Consider the following 16395-nt stretch of genomic DNA (forward strand, 5'->3'; position numbering starts at 1 on the left):
CCGCTGCACCAATTCCCCTGTTGCCGCACATCACCACCGGCCGGAGCCGTACGGTGGAGCAGGCGGCACAGATCTTCCGGAGCCGTGGGGAGAGAGGGCCTGGGCCATGGAGAACGGCACCGACCGTGGCACCGAGAGGGACGCACCTCCCCGCCGCGGGGACGGCGTGGCGGCGGAGCCTGCCGTGGTCGGCCGTGTCCCGCTGGCCGTGGTGGTCGTGGACCGCGACGGCCTCGTGTCCCACTGGAGCCGGGGCGCGGGCAAGCTGTTCGGGGTCCCCAAGGCCGAGGCGCTCGGGTGCTCGGCGGTCGACCTGCTGCCCGTCTCCGGCGCGCTGCCCGACGACGACGTCGCCCCCTACGGTGCCTTCGCCCCCTACGACGATCTCGGGCCCGACCTCGAATCCTCGCTGGACGGACGGCTCTCCTACCCGGCCGCGGGCCGTGCCCGGCTGACCGTTCCCGCTCCCGGCCCGGACCGCGCCGCGTCCGCGGACCGGCACGCGCGCGCCGACGTGCTGTGGTGGGCGTACCCCCTGGTGGGCCCCGGCCAGGAGCGGCTGCTCGTGCTCGCCGCCGACGCGGCCGGACTCCGCCAGGACGAACACGGCGACGACGACACGGACATGGCCTTCGAGCGCATCGCGCCCGGCTTCGCCCTGCACACCGACTTCCCCGGGGCCGAGCAGCTCGCCCGCCGGCTGCCCGAGATCCTGCCCAGCATGAGCGTCGGCGAGAGCGCCCGTATCGTCGCGCAGGTCCTCGAACTGGGCTATCCGATACTGGAGTTCAGCCAGAACGACCGGGTGCCGGTGACCCCCGACTGGGGCGTGCCGCGACGCGCCGAGCGCAGGGCCCGGCGCGAGCGTACCGCCCGTGCGAGGGCCGCGGGGCTGCCGGTGGCGCGCGAACCCGCCGACGTGGGCGAGGACCTGGAGTACGCCGCCGTACGGGAGCACCTGGAGTTCCTCAAGGAGGTCAGCGGGCACATCGGCACCTCCCTCGACCTGTCGCGCACCGTCGTCGAGGTCAGCAGGGCCGTCGTCCCCCGCTTCACGGACGTCGCCGGCACCTATCTGCGGGAACAGGTCGTCGCCGGCGAGGGCTTCCCCGACGGCGTGCCGGACACGACCACGCTGTGGCACCGGGTCGCGCTGGAGCACACCGACGAACCCGGGCGCTGGGACGACGTCGTGCCGGTCGGCGAGGCCATGCCCTTCCCGGCGCACACGCCCTTCTTCCAGTGCATGACCAGCGGCGAGCCCGTCCTGGTGCCGCGCATCGACGAGGAGACGGGCCACGCGATCGCAGCGCAGTTCGAGAAGCGCGACATCCGGCCGCTGATCACCCACCGCTCCATGCTGGTCGTGCCGCTCAAGGCGCGCAACGTCGTGCTCGGGTTCATGATCCTGCTGCGCCATCCGGAGCGGCCCGTCTTCAACGACATGGACCGCGTCACCGGCGCCGAACTCGCCGCGCGCGCGGGCCTCGTGCTCGACAACGCGCGCATGTACACCTACCAGGAGAGCGTCGCCGAGACCCTCCAGGACAGCATGCTGCCGCACATCCCGCCGCGCATGGCGGGCTGCGACATCGCCACCCGCTATCTGCCGGGCACGCTGCTCGGCCGGGTCGGCGGCGACTGGTTCGACTCGGTGAAGCTGCCCGGCGCCCGTACCGCCCTCGTCGTCGGCGACGTCATGGGACACGGCCTCAACTCCGCCGCGATGATGGGCCAGTTGCGGACGGCCGTACAGACCATGGCCGCCCTCGACCTGCCGCCCGCCCAGCTGCTGCGCAACCTCGACGACCTCGCGCAGCGGCTCGGCGACACCTACCTCGCGACGTGTCTGTACGCCGTGTACGACCCGATCGCGGGCGAGCTGGACATCGCCAACGCCGGGCACATCCCGCCCGTCCTGGTCCGCGCCCGGGACGGCCGCAGCGAGCTGCTCGACCTGCCGACGGGCGCGCCGATCGGTGTGGGCGGGGTGCCGTTCGAGGCGGTGCGCGTGCCCGTGGAGCCCGGCGACCGGCTCGTGATGTGCACCGACGGCCTCGTCGAGGTGCGCGGCGAGGACATCGAGCTGGGCCTGGCGACGCTCTGCGAGTCCGCGGCGCACCCGGCCGCCTCCATGGACGACGCCTGCGACATGATCATCCGCGCTCTCAACACCCGCGGCGGCCGCAAGGACGACGTGGCCCTGCTGATGGCCCGGCTCAACGGCGTGCGGCCGGACGACGTGGCCGGCTGGTGCCTGGCCCTCGACCCGATCGAGGTCGGCCGCGCGCGTGCCGTCGTCCGCGAACAGCTGCACGCCTGGGGGCTGCACCGACTCGTCCACCCCGCCGAGCTGCTGGTCGGCGAGCTGGTCACCAATGCCCTACGGCACTCCCACAGCCGCCCGGTCGAACTGCGGCTGATCCGGGGCGACACCCTGCTGTGCGAGGTGGACGACGACGACCACGAGCTGCCGGCGCTGCGCGACGCCGGTCCCTGCGACGAGTTCGGGCGCGGGCTGCGGGTGGTCAGCACGCTGGCCCGCGAGTGGGGCACCAGCCGCACGAAGACGGGCAAGACCGTCTGGTTCGAGCTGGCGCTGCCGCGGCGCTGACCGCCCGGCGGGGCCCGCGGGGCGCGCGGGAGCGCATGCCGCTCGAATACGGAGTGAAGGAACGCGCCATGCGCTTGTCGCCGTGACCGGGGCGCGATAGACCGTACTCGCCCGTCACTTGGGGCGGGCGCCGTCGCACCCTGGGGAGTCGGACATGAGCGTGACGAGTCGGTACCGCGAGGCCTGGGAGGGCTTCTGGCGCGAGGCCCCCGAGGAGCAGGGAGCCGTCTTCTGGGACGCGGAGCCGGCGCTGACCGCCGGTGTCCATCTGGCGCTGTTCGAGCCGCACCTCACCGACCCGGGGCTGGCGATGGTGGACCTGGGCTGCGGCAACGGCACCCAGACGCGCTTCCTCGCCGAACGCTTCGGGCACGTCGTCGGCGCCGACCTGTCGGACGCCGCCGTGGAGCACGCCCGGCACGCCGACCCGGCCGGGCAGGCCACGTACCGGGTGCTGGACGCCGTGGACAAGGGCGAGACGGAGACGCTGCACGCCGAGCTCGGCGACGCCAACGTCTATGTGCGCGGCGTCCTGCACCAGGCCGAGCCGGACGACCGGCAGCCGATGGCGGACGGGATCGCCGCGCTCGTCGGCGAGCGGGGCCGTGCCTTCCTCGTCGAGCTCTCCGAGGCGGCCAAGCCCGTCCTGCTGGGGCTGGCGCACGGCCCCGCGGGACCGCCGCCCAAGCTCGCCCCGATCTTCCAGCACGGCATCGCCCCGGGCGAAGTCGCGGACGAGGCGCTGCCCGCCTATGTGCGGGCGGCCGGTCTCACCGTGCTGGCGAGCGGTGAACTGCCCCTGACCACGACGGAGTTCGCCCCCGACGGCAGCCGGATCGAACTGCCGTCGAAGTGGCTGGTGGCGGGGCGCGCGCACTGAGGGCCGGCCCGCCGCCCGTCTGCGGGGCCTGCGGACCCCACCGGTGGCGGACGGGAGGCGGGGGACGTCCCGCGGGCCGGCGGCCTGGAGCGGCTGACACGGCCGCTTCCTGGCCCGTCGGGCCCGTGGCGCGTAACGTGACGCAGCATGAAGATCCTGATCAGCGCCGACATGGAGGGTGCCACGGGAGTGACCTGGCCGGCCGACGTGCTGCCCGGGACTCCGCAGTGGGAGCGGTGCCGCTCGATGTTCACCTCGGACGTGAACGCCGCCGTGCTGGGATTCTTCGACGGCGGGGCGGACGAGGTCGTCGTCAACGAGGCCCACTGGAGCATGCGGAACCTGCTCCTGGAGCGGCTGCACGAGCGCACCGAGATGCTCACCGGACGGCACAAGTCCCTGTCCATGGTGGAGGGCGTGCAGCACGGGGACGTGGACGGGATCGCCTTCGTCGGATATCACGCCGGGGCCGGGATGGAGGGGGTCCTGGCCCACACCTATCTCGCCAACTCCCTCACCGGCGTGTGGCTCAACGGCGTACGGGCCAGCGAGGGGCTGCTCAACGCGCACGTCGTGGCCGAGTTCGGGGTGCCCGTCGTCCTGGTCACGGGTGACGACGTGGCCTGCGAGGACGCGCTCGGATACGCGCCCGAGGCGCTGAAGGTCGCCGTCAAGGACCATGTCTCGCGGTACGCCGCCGTGTGCCGTACGCCCTCGCGCACCGCCTCCGACATCCGGGCCGCGGCCAAGGACGCCGCGCGGCTGGCGGTCCGTCACCGGCCGGTGCAGGAAGGGCCGTTCACCATGGCCCTGGAGTTCGACGCCGAGCACCTCGCGATGTCCGCCACCGTCGTGCCGGGCGTGGACCGGACCGGTGAGCGGAAGGTGGCGTACACCAGCGTCACCATGTACGAGTGCATCCGTACCTTCAAGGCGGTCACGACGATCGTCTCGGCCGCGGTGGAGGAGCAGTATGGCTGACGGACAGGCGCTGGACGAGGTCGTCGGGTTCACCTCCGAACTCATCCGCATCGACACGACCAACCGGGGCGGCGGGGACTGCCGGGAGCGGCCCGCCGCCGAGTACGCGGCCGAGCGGCTGGCCGGGGCGGGACTCGACCCCACGCTCCTGGAACGCACCGAGGGGCGCACCAACGTCGTCGCCCGGATCGAGGGGACCGACCCGTCCGCGGACGCCCTGCTCGTCCACGGTCACCTGGACGTCGTCCCGGCGCAGGCCGGCGACTGGAGCGTGCACCCCTTCTCCGGGGAGGTCCGCGACGGGGTGGTGTGGGGGCGCGGCGCGGTCGACATGAAGAACATGGACGCGATGATCCTCGCGATCGTGCGGTCCTGGGCGCGCGAGGGCGTCCGGCCCCGGCGTGACATCGTCGTCGCGTTCACCGCGGACGAGGAGGACAGCGCCCGGGACGGCTCCGGCTTCCTCGCCGACGCGCACGCGGAACTCTTCGAGGGCTGCACCGAGGGCGTCGGCGAGTCGGGGGCGTTCACCTTCCACGACGGCGGCGGCCTGCAGATCTACCCGGTCGCGGCCGGTGAGCGGGGCACGGGCTGGCTGAGGCTGACCGCGCGCGGGCGGGCCGGGCACGGCTCCAAGGTGAACAGGGAGAACGCCGTCACCCGGCTCTCGGCCGCCATCACCCGCATCGGCGAGTACGCGTGGCCGCCGCGGACGACCCCGACCGTGCGGACCGCGCTGAGCGCACTCGCCGGGCTCTACGGCCTGGAGGCCGACCTGGACGACGTCGACGGGCTGCTGAAGAAGCTCGGCCCGGCCGCGAAGCTGGTGGAGTCGACCGTCCGCAACAGCGCCAACCCGACCATGCTGGACGCCGGTTACAAGGTCAACGTGATCCCGGGCGAGGCCGTGGCGTACGTCGACGGCCGGTATCTGCCGGACGGCGAGGACGAGTTCCGCGCGACCCTGGACCGGCTCACGGGGCCGGACGTGGACTGGGAGTACCACCACCGCGAGGTGGCCCTCCAGGCACCCCTGGACTCACCGACGTACGCGAAGATGTGCGCGGCGCTCCAGGAGTTCGCGCCCGAGGGGCACATCGTGCCGTACTGCATGTCCGGCGGGACGGACGCCAAGCAGTTCTCGCGGCTCGGCATCACCGGATACGGCTTCACACCGCTGAGGCTGCCGGAGGGCTACGACTATCAGGCCATGTTCCACGGGGTCGACGAGCGGGTCCCGGTCGAGGCACTGCACTTCGGAGTGCGGGTACTCGACCGGTTCCTGCGGACGGCCTGACCGAGGTGGGGGAGAACGTGCAGACGCTGGCATACGGATCGTGGCCCTCGCCCATCCACGCGGCACTGGCCGCCGCGCACGACGGGCACCCCGAGTTCGTGGGATTCGTCGGCGACGAGGCGTGGTGGACGGAGCCGCGGCCCGGCGAGGGCGGCCGGCGCACCCTCGTGCGGCGGCGCCCCGACGGCCGCGAGGAGGCGGTGCTGCCCGCCCCGTGGAACGTGCGCAGCCGCGTCATCGAGTACGGCGGACAGCCCTGGGCCGGCACTGTGGTGGACGGCCGTCCGCTCGTGGTGTTCGTGAACTTCGCCGACCAGCGGCTCTACCGCTACGAGCCCGGCGGCGAACCGCGCCCCCTGACCCCGGTGTCCGCGGTGGGCGGCGGACTGCGCTGGGCGGAGCCGCAGGTGCTCACGGAGCGCGGTGAGGTGTGGGGCGTGCTGGAGGAGTTCACCGGCGAGGGGCCCACCGACGTGCGCCGCGTGCCGGCCGCGGTGCCGCTGGACGGCTCGGCCGCCCGGGACCGGGACGCCGTACGCGAACTCACCGACGACCGCCACCGGTTCGTCACCGGGCCCCGCCTCTCGCCCGACGGGCGGAGCGTCGCCTGGCTGGCCTGGGACCACCCGCGCATGCCGTGGGACGGCACGGAGCTGATCGTCGCCGCGGTCGACGACGCCGGAACCTTTCGGCGGGCCCGTACGGCGGCCGGGGGAGCCCAGGAGTCGATCGCCCAGGTGGAGTGGGCCGCCGACGGCGCGCTGCTGTACGCGAGCGACCGCACGGGCTGGTGGAACCTCTACCGCGACGGCGTTGCGCTCTGCCCGCGGGAGGAGGAGTTCGGCGGGCCGCTGTGGAACCTCGGCCGGCGCTGGTTCGCCCCGCTGCCCGGCGGCCCGATCGCCGTCGTGCACGGCCGCGGCGCCACCGCGCTCGGGATACTGGACCCCGAGACCGGTGAGGTGGTCGACGCGGCCGGCCCCTGGACCGAGTTCGCCCCCACGCTCGCGGTGCACGGCGAGCGGGTCGTGGCCGTCGGGGCCAGTCCGCGCAGCGCCTACGAGGTCGTGGAGCTGGACACGCGGACCGGCCGGGCCCGGGTGATCGGCGCCGAGCACGACGACGCCGTCGACCCCGCCCACTACCCCGAGCCGCAGATCCGCACCTTCACCGGACCGGCGGGACGCGACATCCACGCGCACATCTACCCGCCGCACAACCCGGGCTGCGTCGCCCCCGGCGACGAGCTGCCGCCCTACGTCGTCCGGGTGCACGGCGGCCCCACCAGCCGGGCGCCCCTCGTGCTCGACCTGGAGATCGCCTACTTCACCTCGCGCGGCATCGGCGTCGCGGAGGTCAACCACGGCGGCTCGACCGGGCACGGGCGCGAGTACCGGGGCCGGCTGCGCGAGCAGTGGGGCGTGGTCGACGTCGAGGACTGCGCGGCGGTCGCCCTGGCACTCGCCGAGGAGGGCACCGCCGACCGCGCCCGGCTGGCGATCCGCGGCGGCAGCGCGGGCGGCTGGACCTCGGCCGCCTCGCTCACCGCCACCGACGTGTACGCCTGCGGCACGATCCTGTACCCCATCCTCGACCTCGCCGGCTGGGGCGCGGGGGAGACCCACGACTTCGAGTCGCAGTACCTGGAGACGCTGGTCGGGCCGCTCGCCGAGGTGCCCGGCCGGTACGCGGAGCGCTCGCCCGCCGAGCACGCCGACCGCATCACCGCGCCCTTCCTGCTGCTGCAGGGCCTGGACGACGTGATCTGCCCGCCCGCGCAGTGCGCACGGTTCCTGGAGCGGATCCGGGGACGGAGCGTGCCGCACGCGTACATCGCCTTCGAGGGCGAGGGGCACGGGTTCCGGCGCGCGGACACCATGATCCGTGTCCTGGAGTCCGAACTCTCCCTGTACGCCCAGGTGTTCGGCCTGAACCCGCCGGGCGTCGCGACTCTGGAGCTGTCCGGATGAGCGGGCACGCCGGAGAACTGCGGCGGCCGTCCCGGCTCGCACCGGGTGCCCGGGTGGCCGTCGTCGCCCCGAGCGGGCCCGTGCCCGAGGAACGCGTGCAGGCCGGGCTCGACGTGCTGCGCGGCTGGGACCTCGACCCGGTGGTGGCCCCCCATGTGCTGGAGAGGCACCCCGAACTGGGATACCTGGCGGGCACGGACGCGGACCGCGCCGCCGATCTGCAGCGGGCCTGGTGCGACCCGTCGGTGGATGCGGTGCTGTGCGCGCGGGGCGGGTACGGGGCGCAGCGGATGGTCGACCTGCTCGACTGGGCGGCGATGCGGGCCGCCGGACCCAAGGTGCTGGTCGGCTTCAGCGACGTCACCACGCTGCACCAGGCGTTCGCCACCCGGCTGGGCCTGGTCACCCTGTACGGCCCGGCGGCCGCCGGCGTCGACTTCATCAAGAACGCGCGGGCGCAGGAGCACCTGCGGACCACGCTGTTCGCGCCGGAGGAGGCCCGTGTCATCGCCTCCGCGGGCGCCACCCTGGTGCCCGGCCGGGCCCGGGGTGTCACGCTGGGCGGCTGCCTGGCCCTGCTCGCCGCCGACCTCGGCACGCCGCACGCGCGCGACGGAGCCCGGGGCGGGCTGCTGCTGGTCGAGGACGTCGGCGAACGGCCGTACCGCATCGACCGGACGCTGACCCAGCTGCTGCGCAGCGGATGGCTGGACGGTGTCACCGGGATCGCGCTCGGGTCGTGGCAGGAGTGCGGTCCCTACGCCGACGTGCGCGCGGTGCTCGCCGACCGGCTCGCCGGCCTCGGTGTCCCCGTCGTCGAGGAGTTCGGATTCGGGCACTGCGCGGGCGCGTTGACCGTGCCCTTCGGTGTGACGGCCGAACTGGACGCGGACGCAGGAACCTTGACGCTCGCTCAGCCCGCCCTGCGCTGAACGCCCTTCACCGAATGTCCGCCGACAACACTCGACTGGGCGATTGACCTGCCGTGACACGTGTCACACGATGACAATCGGCCGGTACTTACTGGTCGGTAAGCAGGGCTGTCCCGAGTGTGGAGGTCTCAGTGTCCCGACGCGTGCCCAGATCCCGAGCCGCTCTCGCCCTCGCCCTGGGCGCGGCGCTCACCGCGCCCCTGGCACTCACCGCTCCAGCGGCCTCGACCGGCCAATACACCGTCTCCGCCCTGAAGTTCACCGTCCGCGCGGGCGGCCGCAGCTGCACGGTCGACGCCGATCTGTACCGCCCCGCGGGCGTCGACCGCGCCCACCCCGCCCCGGCCGTGCTCGCCACCAACGGCTTCGGCGGCAGCAAGTCCGACGGCTCGACCGACGCCATCGGCAAGGCCTTCGCCGAGCGCGGCTACGTCTCCCTGATCTACTCGGGCCTCGGCTTCGGCGACTCCGGCTGCCTGATCTCGCTCGACGACCCCGGTGTCGACGGCACGGCCGCCTCGCGGCTCGTCGACTTCCTCGGCGGCACGCGCGCCGCCGACGACGGCACCCGGGCCGACTACGTCACCCTGGACCGTGCGGGCGACCCGAGGGTCGGCATGATCGGCGGTTCGTACGGCGGTGCCGTCCAGCTGGCGACGGCCGCCGTCGACCACCGCGTCGACGCGCTCGTCCCCCTGATCACCTGGCACGACCTCGCCTACTCGCTCGACCCGAACAACGCCTCCCGCACCGTGCCCGGCGCCTTCAAGTGGCAGTGGACCAACGGCTTCTACCTCATCGGGGAGGGCCAGCCGCTGACCCGGCCGAACCTCGATCCCTCCCGCTTCGACGCGCTCACCTGCCCGCACTTCGTCACCAGGGCCTGCGACACCATCCGCACCCTGAACTCCGGGAGTTACCCCGCCGGCCCGACGGCCGCGATGCTCGCCTACGCCCGCAGCGTCTCCCCGGTGTCGTACCTGAGCCGGGTCAAGGCGCCCACCCTGCTGATCCAGGGGCAGGCCGACAGCCTGTTCAACCTCAACGAGGCGGCCGCCACCTACCGCACCCTGACCGCGCAGGGCACCACCGCCAAGATGATCTGGCAGTCGTGGGGGCACAGCGGCGGCATCACCGATCCGGCGATGGGCGAGCTCGACCTGAGCAAGGGCAACCTGGAGTCCTCCTACGTCGGCCGGCGGATCCTGGCCTGGTTCGACCGCTACCTGCGCGGACACGACACCGGCACCGGCCCGGCCTTCGCCTACTACCGCGACTGGATCACCGACCCCGCCCACACCTACGCCACCGCCGGCCGGCTCCCCGCGCTCAGCCGGACCTACTACCTCTCCGGCGACGGCAAGCTCGTCGACAACCGCCGGAAGGTCGCCCGCGGCAGCCGCACCTACGCCAACCTGCCGACGCCCTCGAGCCACTCGGAGAGCTCGCTGGCCGGGACCGCGGGACTTCCGGACCCGGGGCCGTACGACACTCCGGGCACCTACCTCGGCTGGACCGGCGCACCCTTCTCCCGGGCCACGGACGTCGTCGGCGCGCCCCGGGCCACGCTCAAGGTCCTCTCCCCGGCGGCCGCGCGGGTACAGGACTCCGGCGACGCGGCCGACCGGCTCGTCCTGTTCGCCAAGCTCTACGACATCGCGCCCGACGGCAGCACGACACTGGTGCACCGCCTGGTCGCACCGGTCCGGGTGCCGGACGTGGGCAAGACGTTCACCGTGACGCTGCCGGGCATCGTGCACCGCTATGAGAAGGGGCACCGCCTGCGGTTCGTGATCGCGGCGAGCGACGACGCCTACTTCGGCAACCGGGGGATCAAGCCGGTGACCGTGGTCAGCGCGCCCGGAAGCGCCGGGTCGCTGGAATTGCCCGTGCTGGGCGGATGACCCCGCCGTAGGGTGGCGGGATGCCGCACACCGTGTCCCGCTATCTCGCCGAAGGCCCTCGCGTGGGCATACGTCACTTCCGCCACGAGGACGGCGCCGAGTTCACCGCCCGCGCCCGCGAGAGCAAGGGGCTGCACCAGCCCTGGCTGTTCCCGCCGGACTCCCCGAGCGCGTACACCGCGTACGCGAGCCGGCTCATCGACGACCCGACCAAGGCCGGGTTCCTGGTCTGCGAGACGGGCGGCGGGGCGGACGGCGGGCACCCCGACGGGGCGATCGCCGGCTTCATCAACATCAACAACATCGTCGAGGGCGGCTTCCGGTGCGGCGCCCTCGGTTACGGCGCCTTCGCGCACGCGGCCGGGCGCGGGCTGATGCGCGAGGGCCTGGACCTGGTCCTCGGCCACGCCTTCGGCCCGATGCGGCTGCACCGCCTCGAGATCAACGTGCAGCCGCGCAACGCCGCGTCCATCGCCCTGGCCCGCTCCTGCGGCTTCCGCCTGGAGGGCTTCTCACCGAAGATGATCTACATCGACGGCGACTGGCGGGACCACGAGCGGTGGGCGATCACCGCCGAGATGCGGGCTTCCGGTTGATCTTCATGGTGTCGAGGTCGGTCACGGTCGACCTCAGGCCCCGGAAGCCGTAGCCGAGACCGGTGAGCGTGGTCCCGGCGCGGTCCTCGGCGATCGCGCCCGCCATCTCCTCCCCGTCCGCCGCGTCGGACACCACCACGTAGCGCATCGAGAAATGCTTCAGCGGCGCCGGTTCGTACGACAGCGAGCCCTCCTCGGTGAACCGCATGCTCGCCATGCCGTGCGCACCGGCCTCGGCGAGCAGCCGCTGCCGGGCCCGCTCGGTCAGCCCGTCCCAGATGCCGCGGACGATCACCCGGTACGTGTGCTGCTCGCTCATCCCTGCTCCCTGTTCCCTGTCCCGGTCCGTCGAGGGCCCGACCGTACGTCGGCGAGGACGGAGAGCGCACGGAATTTCGCCGTCGGCGCCTTTGCGCAATCCTGACCGGTACCTCCCCTGGCCGGTCCGCCGGCGAGCGGCTTCCATGGTGATCGTGACGACGATCCGACGTGAGGTACTGACGCTGCCCGCGGCGCAGTTGGGTCCGGACAACCCCCTGCCCCCGCTGCGCCTGCTCCACGAGGCGCACCGCGTCGAGGACCGCGACCTGCCGGAGCTGCCGCGCGACATGGCGCGCCAGGCATGCTACGAGCCCCTGCGCAGCCTGCTCCCGGTGCGCGTGCGGGACGGCTACGGCAGAGCACGCGAGCCCCGGCGCGTCGACGCCCTCGTACTCGAGAACGACCGGCTGCGCGCCACCGTCCTGCCCGGACTCGGCGGCCGGGTCGCCTCCCTCCTGCACCGGCCGACCGGCCGTGAACTCCTCTACCGCAACCCCGTGTTCCAGCCCGCCAACTTCGCGCTCAACGGCGCCTGGTTCTCCGGCGGCATCGAGTGGAACATCGGCGCCACCGGCCACACCACCCTCTCCTGCGCCCCGCTGCACGCCGCCCGCGTCCCCGCCCCCGACGGCGGCGAGATGCTCCGGCTGTGGGAGTGGGAGCGGCTGCGCGACCTGCCCTTCCAGATCGACCTCTGGCTGCCGGCGCACTCCGACTTCCTGCATGTCGGCGTCCGTGTCCGCAACCCGCACGAGCGGCCCGCGCCGGTCTACTGGTGGTCCAACATCGCCGTGCCGGAGGAGCGCCGGGTCCTGGCACCCGCCGTGGAGGCCTGGCACTTCGGCTACGAGCAGCGGCTGCGCCGGGTGCCCGTGCCGTCGTACCAGGGCGTCGACCGCACCTACCCGCTCAACAGCCCCTACGCCGCCGACTACTTCTACGAGCTGCCCGAGGACCGGCGCCGCTGGATCGCCGCCCTCGACGACCGCGGGCACGGCCTGGTGCAGACGTCCACCGACGTCCTGCGGGGCCGCAAGCTGTTCCTGTGGGGCACCGGCGGCGGGGGGCGGCGCTGGCAGGACTGGCTCACCGAGCCGGGCACCGGCGGCTACTGCGAGATCCAGGCGGGGCTCGCCCGCACCCAGCTGGAGCATGTGCGCCTGGAGGCGGAGAGCGAGGTGAGCTGGCTGGAGGCGTACGGGCCGCTGGACGCGGCGCCCGAAGGGCCCTCCTGGGCGGCCGTCGTGGACGGCGCCGAGGCCCGGCTGCAGGCCGCGCTGCCCCGCGCGGACGTCGACGCCGCCCACGCCGCCTGGATGCCGCACGCCGACGCCGAACCCGGCGAGATCCTCGCCACCGGCTCCGGCTGGGGAGCGCTCGAAGTGCTGCGCGCCGACCTCAAGCTGCCCGGTACGCCGTTCGGCGCCGGCACGCTCGGCGAGGCCCAGGAGCCCTGGCTGCACCTGTTGCGGTCCGGTGCCCTGCCCGAGCCGCGCCGGGTGCGGCCGCCCGGCGAGACGCTGGTCGCCCCGCACTGGCGGGACATGCTGGAGACCGCGCCCGCGAGCCCGCTCACCGAGTACCACCTGGGCGTGGCCCAGTGGCACGCCGGCGACCTGGCGCAGGCGGTGCGCAGCTGGGAGCGGGCCCTCGAACTCGCCCCGTCCCTGTGGCCGTTGCTGCGCTGCCTGGCCGTCGCGGACCGGGAGGCGGGCCAGCACGAGCGGGCCGCGGACCGTTACACCGACGCCTTCGACGACCTGTGCCACGAGCGGCGCGACGACGGGGAGCGGTGGACGGCGGCCACCGCCGCACTGGGCCGCGAGGCGATCGAGACCCTGCTCGCCGTGCGCCGCACCGAGCAGGCGCGCGCCGTCTGGGAGCGGCTGCACCCGGCCACCCGGGTGCGGGGCCGATTCCGGCTGCTGGAGGCACAGTTGCTGCTCGCGGAGGGGCGGCGGGAGGAGGCGCGGGACGTCTTCCGGGCCGGCTTCGAGGTGGCCGACCTGCGGGAGGGCGCGGAGGCCGTCGGCCTGCTGTGGGCACGGCTGACCGACGAACCGCTCCCGGCGCACTACGACTTCAGGATGCGGCCCCCCGAGTCCTGAGAGCAGCCGGGCCCTGGCCGCCTACGCGTTGCGGTCCACGTACTCGTAGATCGCGCCGTCCGGGTGCATGGCGATCAGGTTGCGGCCCACCGGGGTCGCCACCGGGCCGGCGATGATGTGCGCGCCGAGCTCGGTGAGCACCCGGTGGGCCTCGTCGACGTCCTTGACGGCGATGGTCGCGGCGACCTTGCGCAGCACCTCGATCTCGGCCTCGGACCCGCTCATCAGCAGGAAGCAGCCGACCGCCGCCACCTGGACGCCGCCGCGTTCGAAGCGGAGGGCCCGGCCGCCCGCGAGCCGTTCGTAGAAGGGGACCGCGGTCTCCAGGTCGTCGACGCAGATGCGCAGCGTGGCTCCCAGAATGTCCATGCGACGAGCCTAGTTGGGGCGGCCGGGGAAGGTGATCGTTTCGGTCGATCGGCCCTCTGCGGGCCGGCGCCGTGCCCGCCGGCCGGCCCGGAGCGCGTTATGCGTACGCCGGTACGGGTACCCGCGAGCCATGGAAGGCCCGGAACATCCGGAACATCCGGAACATCTGGACAAGCACCTGGCCGACGGGCCGGCGCGGGTCGCGCGCGATGCCGTGCGCGAGGAACCGCAGCCGCACTTCCGGGTGTGATGCCAGGTGCCCGGGAGAGGAGGCGGAACGGTGCCGGAGCACAGCAGGACCGTGGTGGTGACCGGAGCCAGCGGCGGCGTGGGGCGGGCCACGGCCCGGGCGTTCGCCGCCCGTGGCGACCGGGTCGCCCTGCTGGCCCGGGGACGCGAAGGACTCGCCGCGGCCGCCGACGACGTGCAGCGGTCCGGGGGCGAGGCCCTGGTCGTGCCCGTGGACATGGCCGACGCCAAGGCCGTGGACAACGCGGCCCAGGAGGTCGCCGACACCTTCGGGCACATCGACGTCTGGGTCAACAACGCCTTCACCGGAGTGTTCGCACCGTTCACCGAGATCACCCCGGACGAGTTCCGCCGGGTGACCGAAGTGACCTATCTGGGCTGTGTGTTCGGCACCCGGGCCGCGCTGCACCACATGCTGCCGCGGGACCGGGGCACCCTCGTGCAGGTCGGCTCCGCGCTCGCCTACCGCGGGATTCCGCTGCAGTCGGCGTACTGCGGGGCCAAGCACGCGATCCAGGGATTCAACGAGTCGCTGCGCTGCGAGCTGCTGCACTCGGGCACCGGTGTGCGGACCACGATGGTGCAGCTGCCGGCCATGAACACCCCGCAGTTCGACTGGGTGCTGAGCCGGATGCCGGGGCGGGCCCGGCCCGTCGCGCCGGTGTACCAGCCGGAGGTCGCCGCCCGCGCGGTCGTGCACGCGGCGTCCCACCCGCGGCGGCGGGAGTACTGGGTCGGCGCCTCGACGGTGGGCACGCTGCTCGCCAACGCCGTCGTCCCCGGGCTGCTCGAGCGCTACCTCGCCCGCACCGGCTTCGCCGCCCAGCAGGACGAGGGCGAGCACCGTGCGTCCGGCAACCTGTGGAGCCCGGCGGACGGGCCGCACGGCCGGGACTTCGGAGCGCGCGGCCGCTTCGACGCGGAGTCGCACGGCGACAGCGCCCAGGAGTGGATGTCCCGCAACCGCGGCCGCGTCGCGACGGCCCTCACCGTCGGTGCGGGCGTCCTGGCGGCCGGCAGGCTGGCCCGCAGGGCACGGGCCTGAGGCGCCGCACCGGCACACGCCGGGCCGCTCCTCAGGCCACCTGGTACTCCGCCACGTCGTCCGTCCGCAGTGTCAGCCCGTGCCCGAGACCGGTCAGCGGCCGCACCGTGCCGCCCGTCGGATCGAGCGCCCCGTCGAAGAACATGTCCTCGATGCGCACATGGTCGTGGAACCACTCGAGGTGGCGGACGTTGGGGACCGAGGCGGCCGCGGCGGCGTGGACGTGCGGGGCGCAGTGGGCGGAGATCTCCAGGCCGTGCGCCTGTGCCAGCGCGGCGGCGCGCAGGAACTCCGTCAGGCCGCCGCACCGGGTCGCGTCGACCTGGAGGCAGTCGACGGCGCCCGCCGAGATCATGCGGGCGAAGTAGGGCAGGTCGTAGCCGTACTCGCCGGCGGCCACGTCGCACACGAGCGCGTCGCGGACCAGCCCAAGGCCCTGCAGGTCGTCGGAGGAGACCGGCTCCTCGAACCAGCCGACGCCCAGGTCGGCCAGGGCCCGGCCGACCCGGACCGCCTGCTTGCGGGTGTAGGCGCCGTTGGCGTCGACGTACAACTCCGCCTCGGGGCCGATGACATGGCGGGCCGCGCGGACCCGGGCCAGATCGCGGGAGACCTCCCGGCCCCAGTTCTCCCCGATCTTGATCTTGACGCGCGGGATGTGCTGCCCGTGCACCCAGCCGTTGAGCTGCGCGGCCAGGTGCGTGTCGTGGTACGTGGTGAACCCGCCGCTGCCGTAGACCGGGACCTGCTCGCGGCAGACGCCGAGCAGGCGGGCCAGCGGGAGTCCGAGCAGGCGGGCCTTGAGGTCCCACAGGGCGATGTCGACGGCCGACACGGCGCAGCCGGCGATCCCCGGGCGGCCCGCGTTGCGCACGGTGCGGCACATGGCGTCGTGGGCGGCGGGGACGTCGAGGGCGCTGCGGCCCTCCAGCAGCGGCGCGAGCTGGTCGCGGACGAACGCGCCGACCGCCGGGGGACCGTACGTCCAGCCCGTGCCGGACGTCTCGTCCGCCGCCACCTCCACGATCACCATGGTCGTGGACGACCACGCCAGCGTGCCGTCCGCCTCGGGTGCGTCGGTCGGCACGGTGTACACGGACACGACGGGACGGTGCAGTTTCATCGGCGC

13 protein-coding genes are annotated in these 16395 nt (G+C 73.8%); 10 read left to right on the plus strand and 3 right to left on the minus strand.

Annotated elements, in window-relative coordinates; translation table 11 throughout:
• Positions 1-106 precede the first annotated feature (106 nt).
• The 8 genes from ACIRPX_RS14140 (at position 107) to ACIRPX_RS14175 (ending at position 11174) form a co-directional block, all read left to right on the plus strand.
• Positions 107-2614 carry a SpoIIE family protein phosphatase gene (locus tag ACIRPX_RS14140; RefSeq protein WP_404193103.1) on the plus strand — a complete coding sequence of 836 codons (2508 nt, stop codon included), beginning with the start codon at positions 107-109 and terminating at the stop codon, positions 2612-2614.
• Positions 2615-2768: 154 nt separating this feature from the next.
• Positions 2769-3494 carry a class I SAM-dependent methyltransferase gene (locus ACIRPX_RS14145; protein WP_404193105.1) on the plus strand — a complete coding sequence of 242 codons (726 nt, stop codon included), beginning with the start codon at positions 2769-2771 and terminating at the stop codon, positions 3492-3494.
• 147 nt (positions 3495-3641) lie between these two features.
• Complete coding sequence (locus tag ACIRPX_RS14150) at positions 3642-4475, plus strand: M55 family metallopeptidase (RefSeq protein ID WP_404193107.1); 834 nt, start codon at positions 3642-3644, stop codon at positions 4473-4475.
• Complete coding sequence (locus ACIRPX_RS14155) at positions 4468-5772, plus strand: M20/M25/M40 family metallo-hydrolase (RefSeq protein ID WP_404193109.1); 1305 nt, start codon at positions 4468-4470, stop codon at positions 5770-5772. Before ACIRPX_RS14150 ends, ACIRPX_RS14155 begins: the two co-directional genes overlap by 8 nt.
• 17 nt (positions 5773-5789) lie before the next feature.
• Positions 5790-7742, plus strand: a complete 1953-nt coding sequence (locus ACIRPX_RS14160; protein WP_404193111.1) for a prolyl oligopeptidase family serine peptidase — start codon at positions 5790-5792, stop codon at positions 7740-7742.
• The gene (locus ACIRPX_RS14165) at positions 7739-8674 is read left to right on the plus strand and encodes an LD-carboxypeptidase (RefSeq protein WP_404193114.1); all 936 of its coding nucleotides are present in this window, start codon (positions 7739-7741) and stop codon (positions 8672-8674) included. The genes ACIRPX_RS14160 and ACIRPX_RS14165 overlap by 4 nt, the downstream gene beginning before the upstream one ends.
• A gap of 131 nt (positions 8675-8805) precedes the next feature.
• Positions 8806-10578, plus strand: a complete 1773-nt coding sequence (locus ACIRPX_RS14170) for a CocE/NonD family hydrolase (protein WP_404193116.1) — start codon at positions 8806-8808, stop codon at positions 10576-10578.
• 20 nt (positions 10579-10598) lie between these two features.
• Positions 10599-11174 (plus strand): GNAT family N-acetyltransferase, encoded by a 576-nt coding sequence (locus ACIRPX_RS14175; RefSeq protein ID WP_404193119.1) that lies wholly within the window; start codon positions 10599-10601, stop codon positions 11172-11174.
• Here ACIRPX_RS14175 and ACIRPX_RS14180 read toward each other — a convergent pair.
• Entirely contained in the window at positions 11146-11493 is a 348-nt protein-coding gene (locus tag ACIRPX_RS14180) for a DUF6204 family protein (protein WP_404193122.1), read from the minus strand. The genes ACIRPX_RS14175 and ACIRPX_RS14180 overlap by 29 nt on opposite strands.
• Positions 11494-11638: 145 nt before the next feature.
• Here ACIRPX_RS14180 and ACIRPX_RS14185 point away from each other — a divergent pair, with 145 nt between their 5' ends.
• A complete protein-coding gene (locus ACIRPX_RS14185) occupies positions 11639-13603 on the plus strand; it encodes a DUF5107 domain-containing protein (protein WP_404193124.1) in 1965 nt (654 codons plus the stop codon).
• A 21-nt stretch (positions 13604-13624) separates the two neighbouring features.
• On the opposite strand, the gene ACIRPX_RS14190 is transcribed toward ACIRPX_RS14185, so the two are convergent.
• Positions 13625-13972 carry a VOC family protein gene (locus ACIRPX_RS14190; RefSeq protein WP_404193127.1) on the minus strand — a complete coding sequence of 116 codons (348 nt, stop codon included), beginning with the start codon at positions 13970-13972 and terminating at the stop codon, positions 13625-13627.
• A 280-nt stretch (positions 13973-14252) separates the two neighbouring features.
• On the opposite strand from ACIRPX_RS14190, the gene ACIRPX_RS14195 reads away from it, so the two are divergent.
• Positions 14253-15266, plus strand: a complete 1014-nt coding sequence (locus ACIRPX_RS14195) for an SDR family oxidoreductase (RefSeq protein ID WP_404193128.1) — start codon at positions 14253-14255, stop codon at positions 15264-15266.
• Between the two features lie 31 nt (positions 15267-15297).
• On the opposite strand, the gene ACIRPX_RS14200 is transcribed toward ACIRPX_RS14195, so the two are convergent.
• A complete protein-coding gene (locus tag ACIRPX_RS14200) occupies positions 15298-16389 on the minus strand; it encodes an enolase C-terminal domain-like protein (RefSeq protein WP_404193129.1) in 1092 nt (363 codons plus the stop codon).
• Positions 16390-16395 lie beyond the last annotated feature (6 nt).

It is taken from the genome of Streptomyces sp. NPDC101225, from assembly GCF_044767585.1.
Classification (GTDB): Bacteria; Actinomycetota; Actinomycetes; order Streptomycetales; family Streptomycetaceae; genus Streptomyces.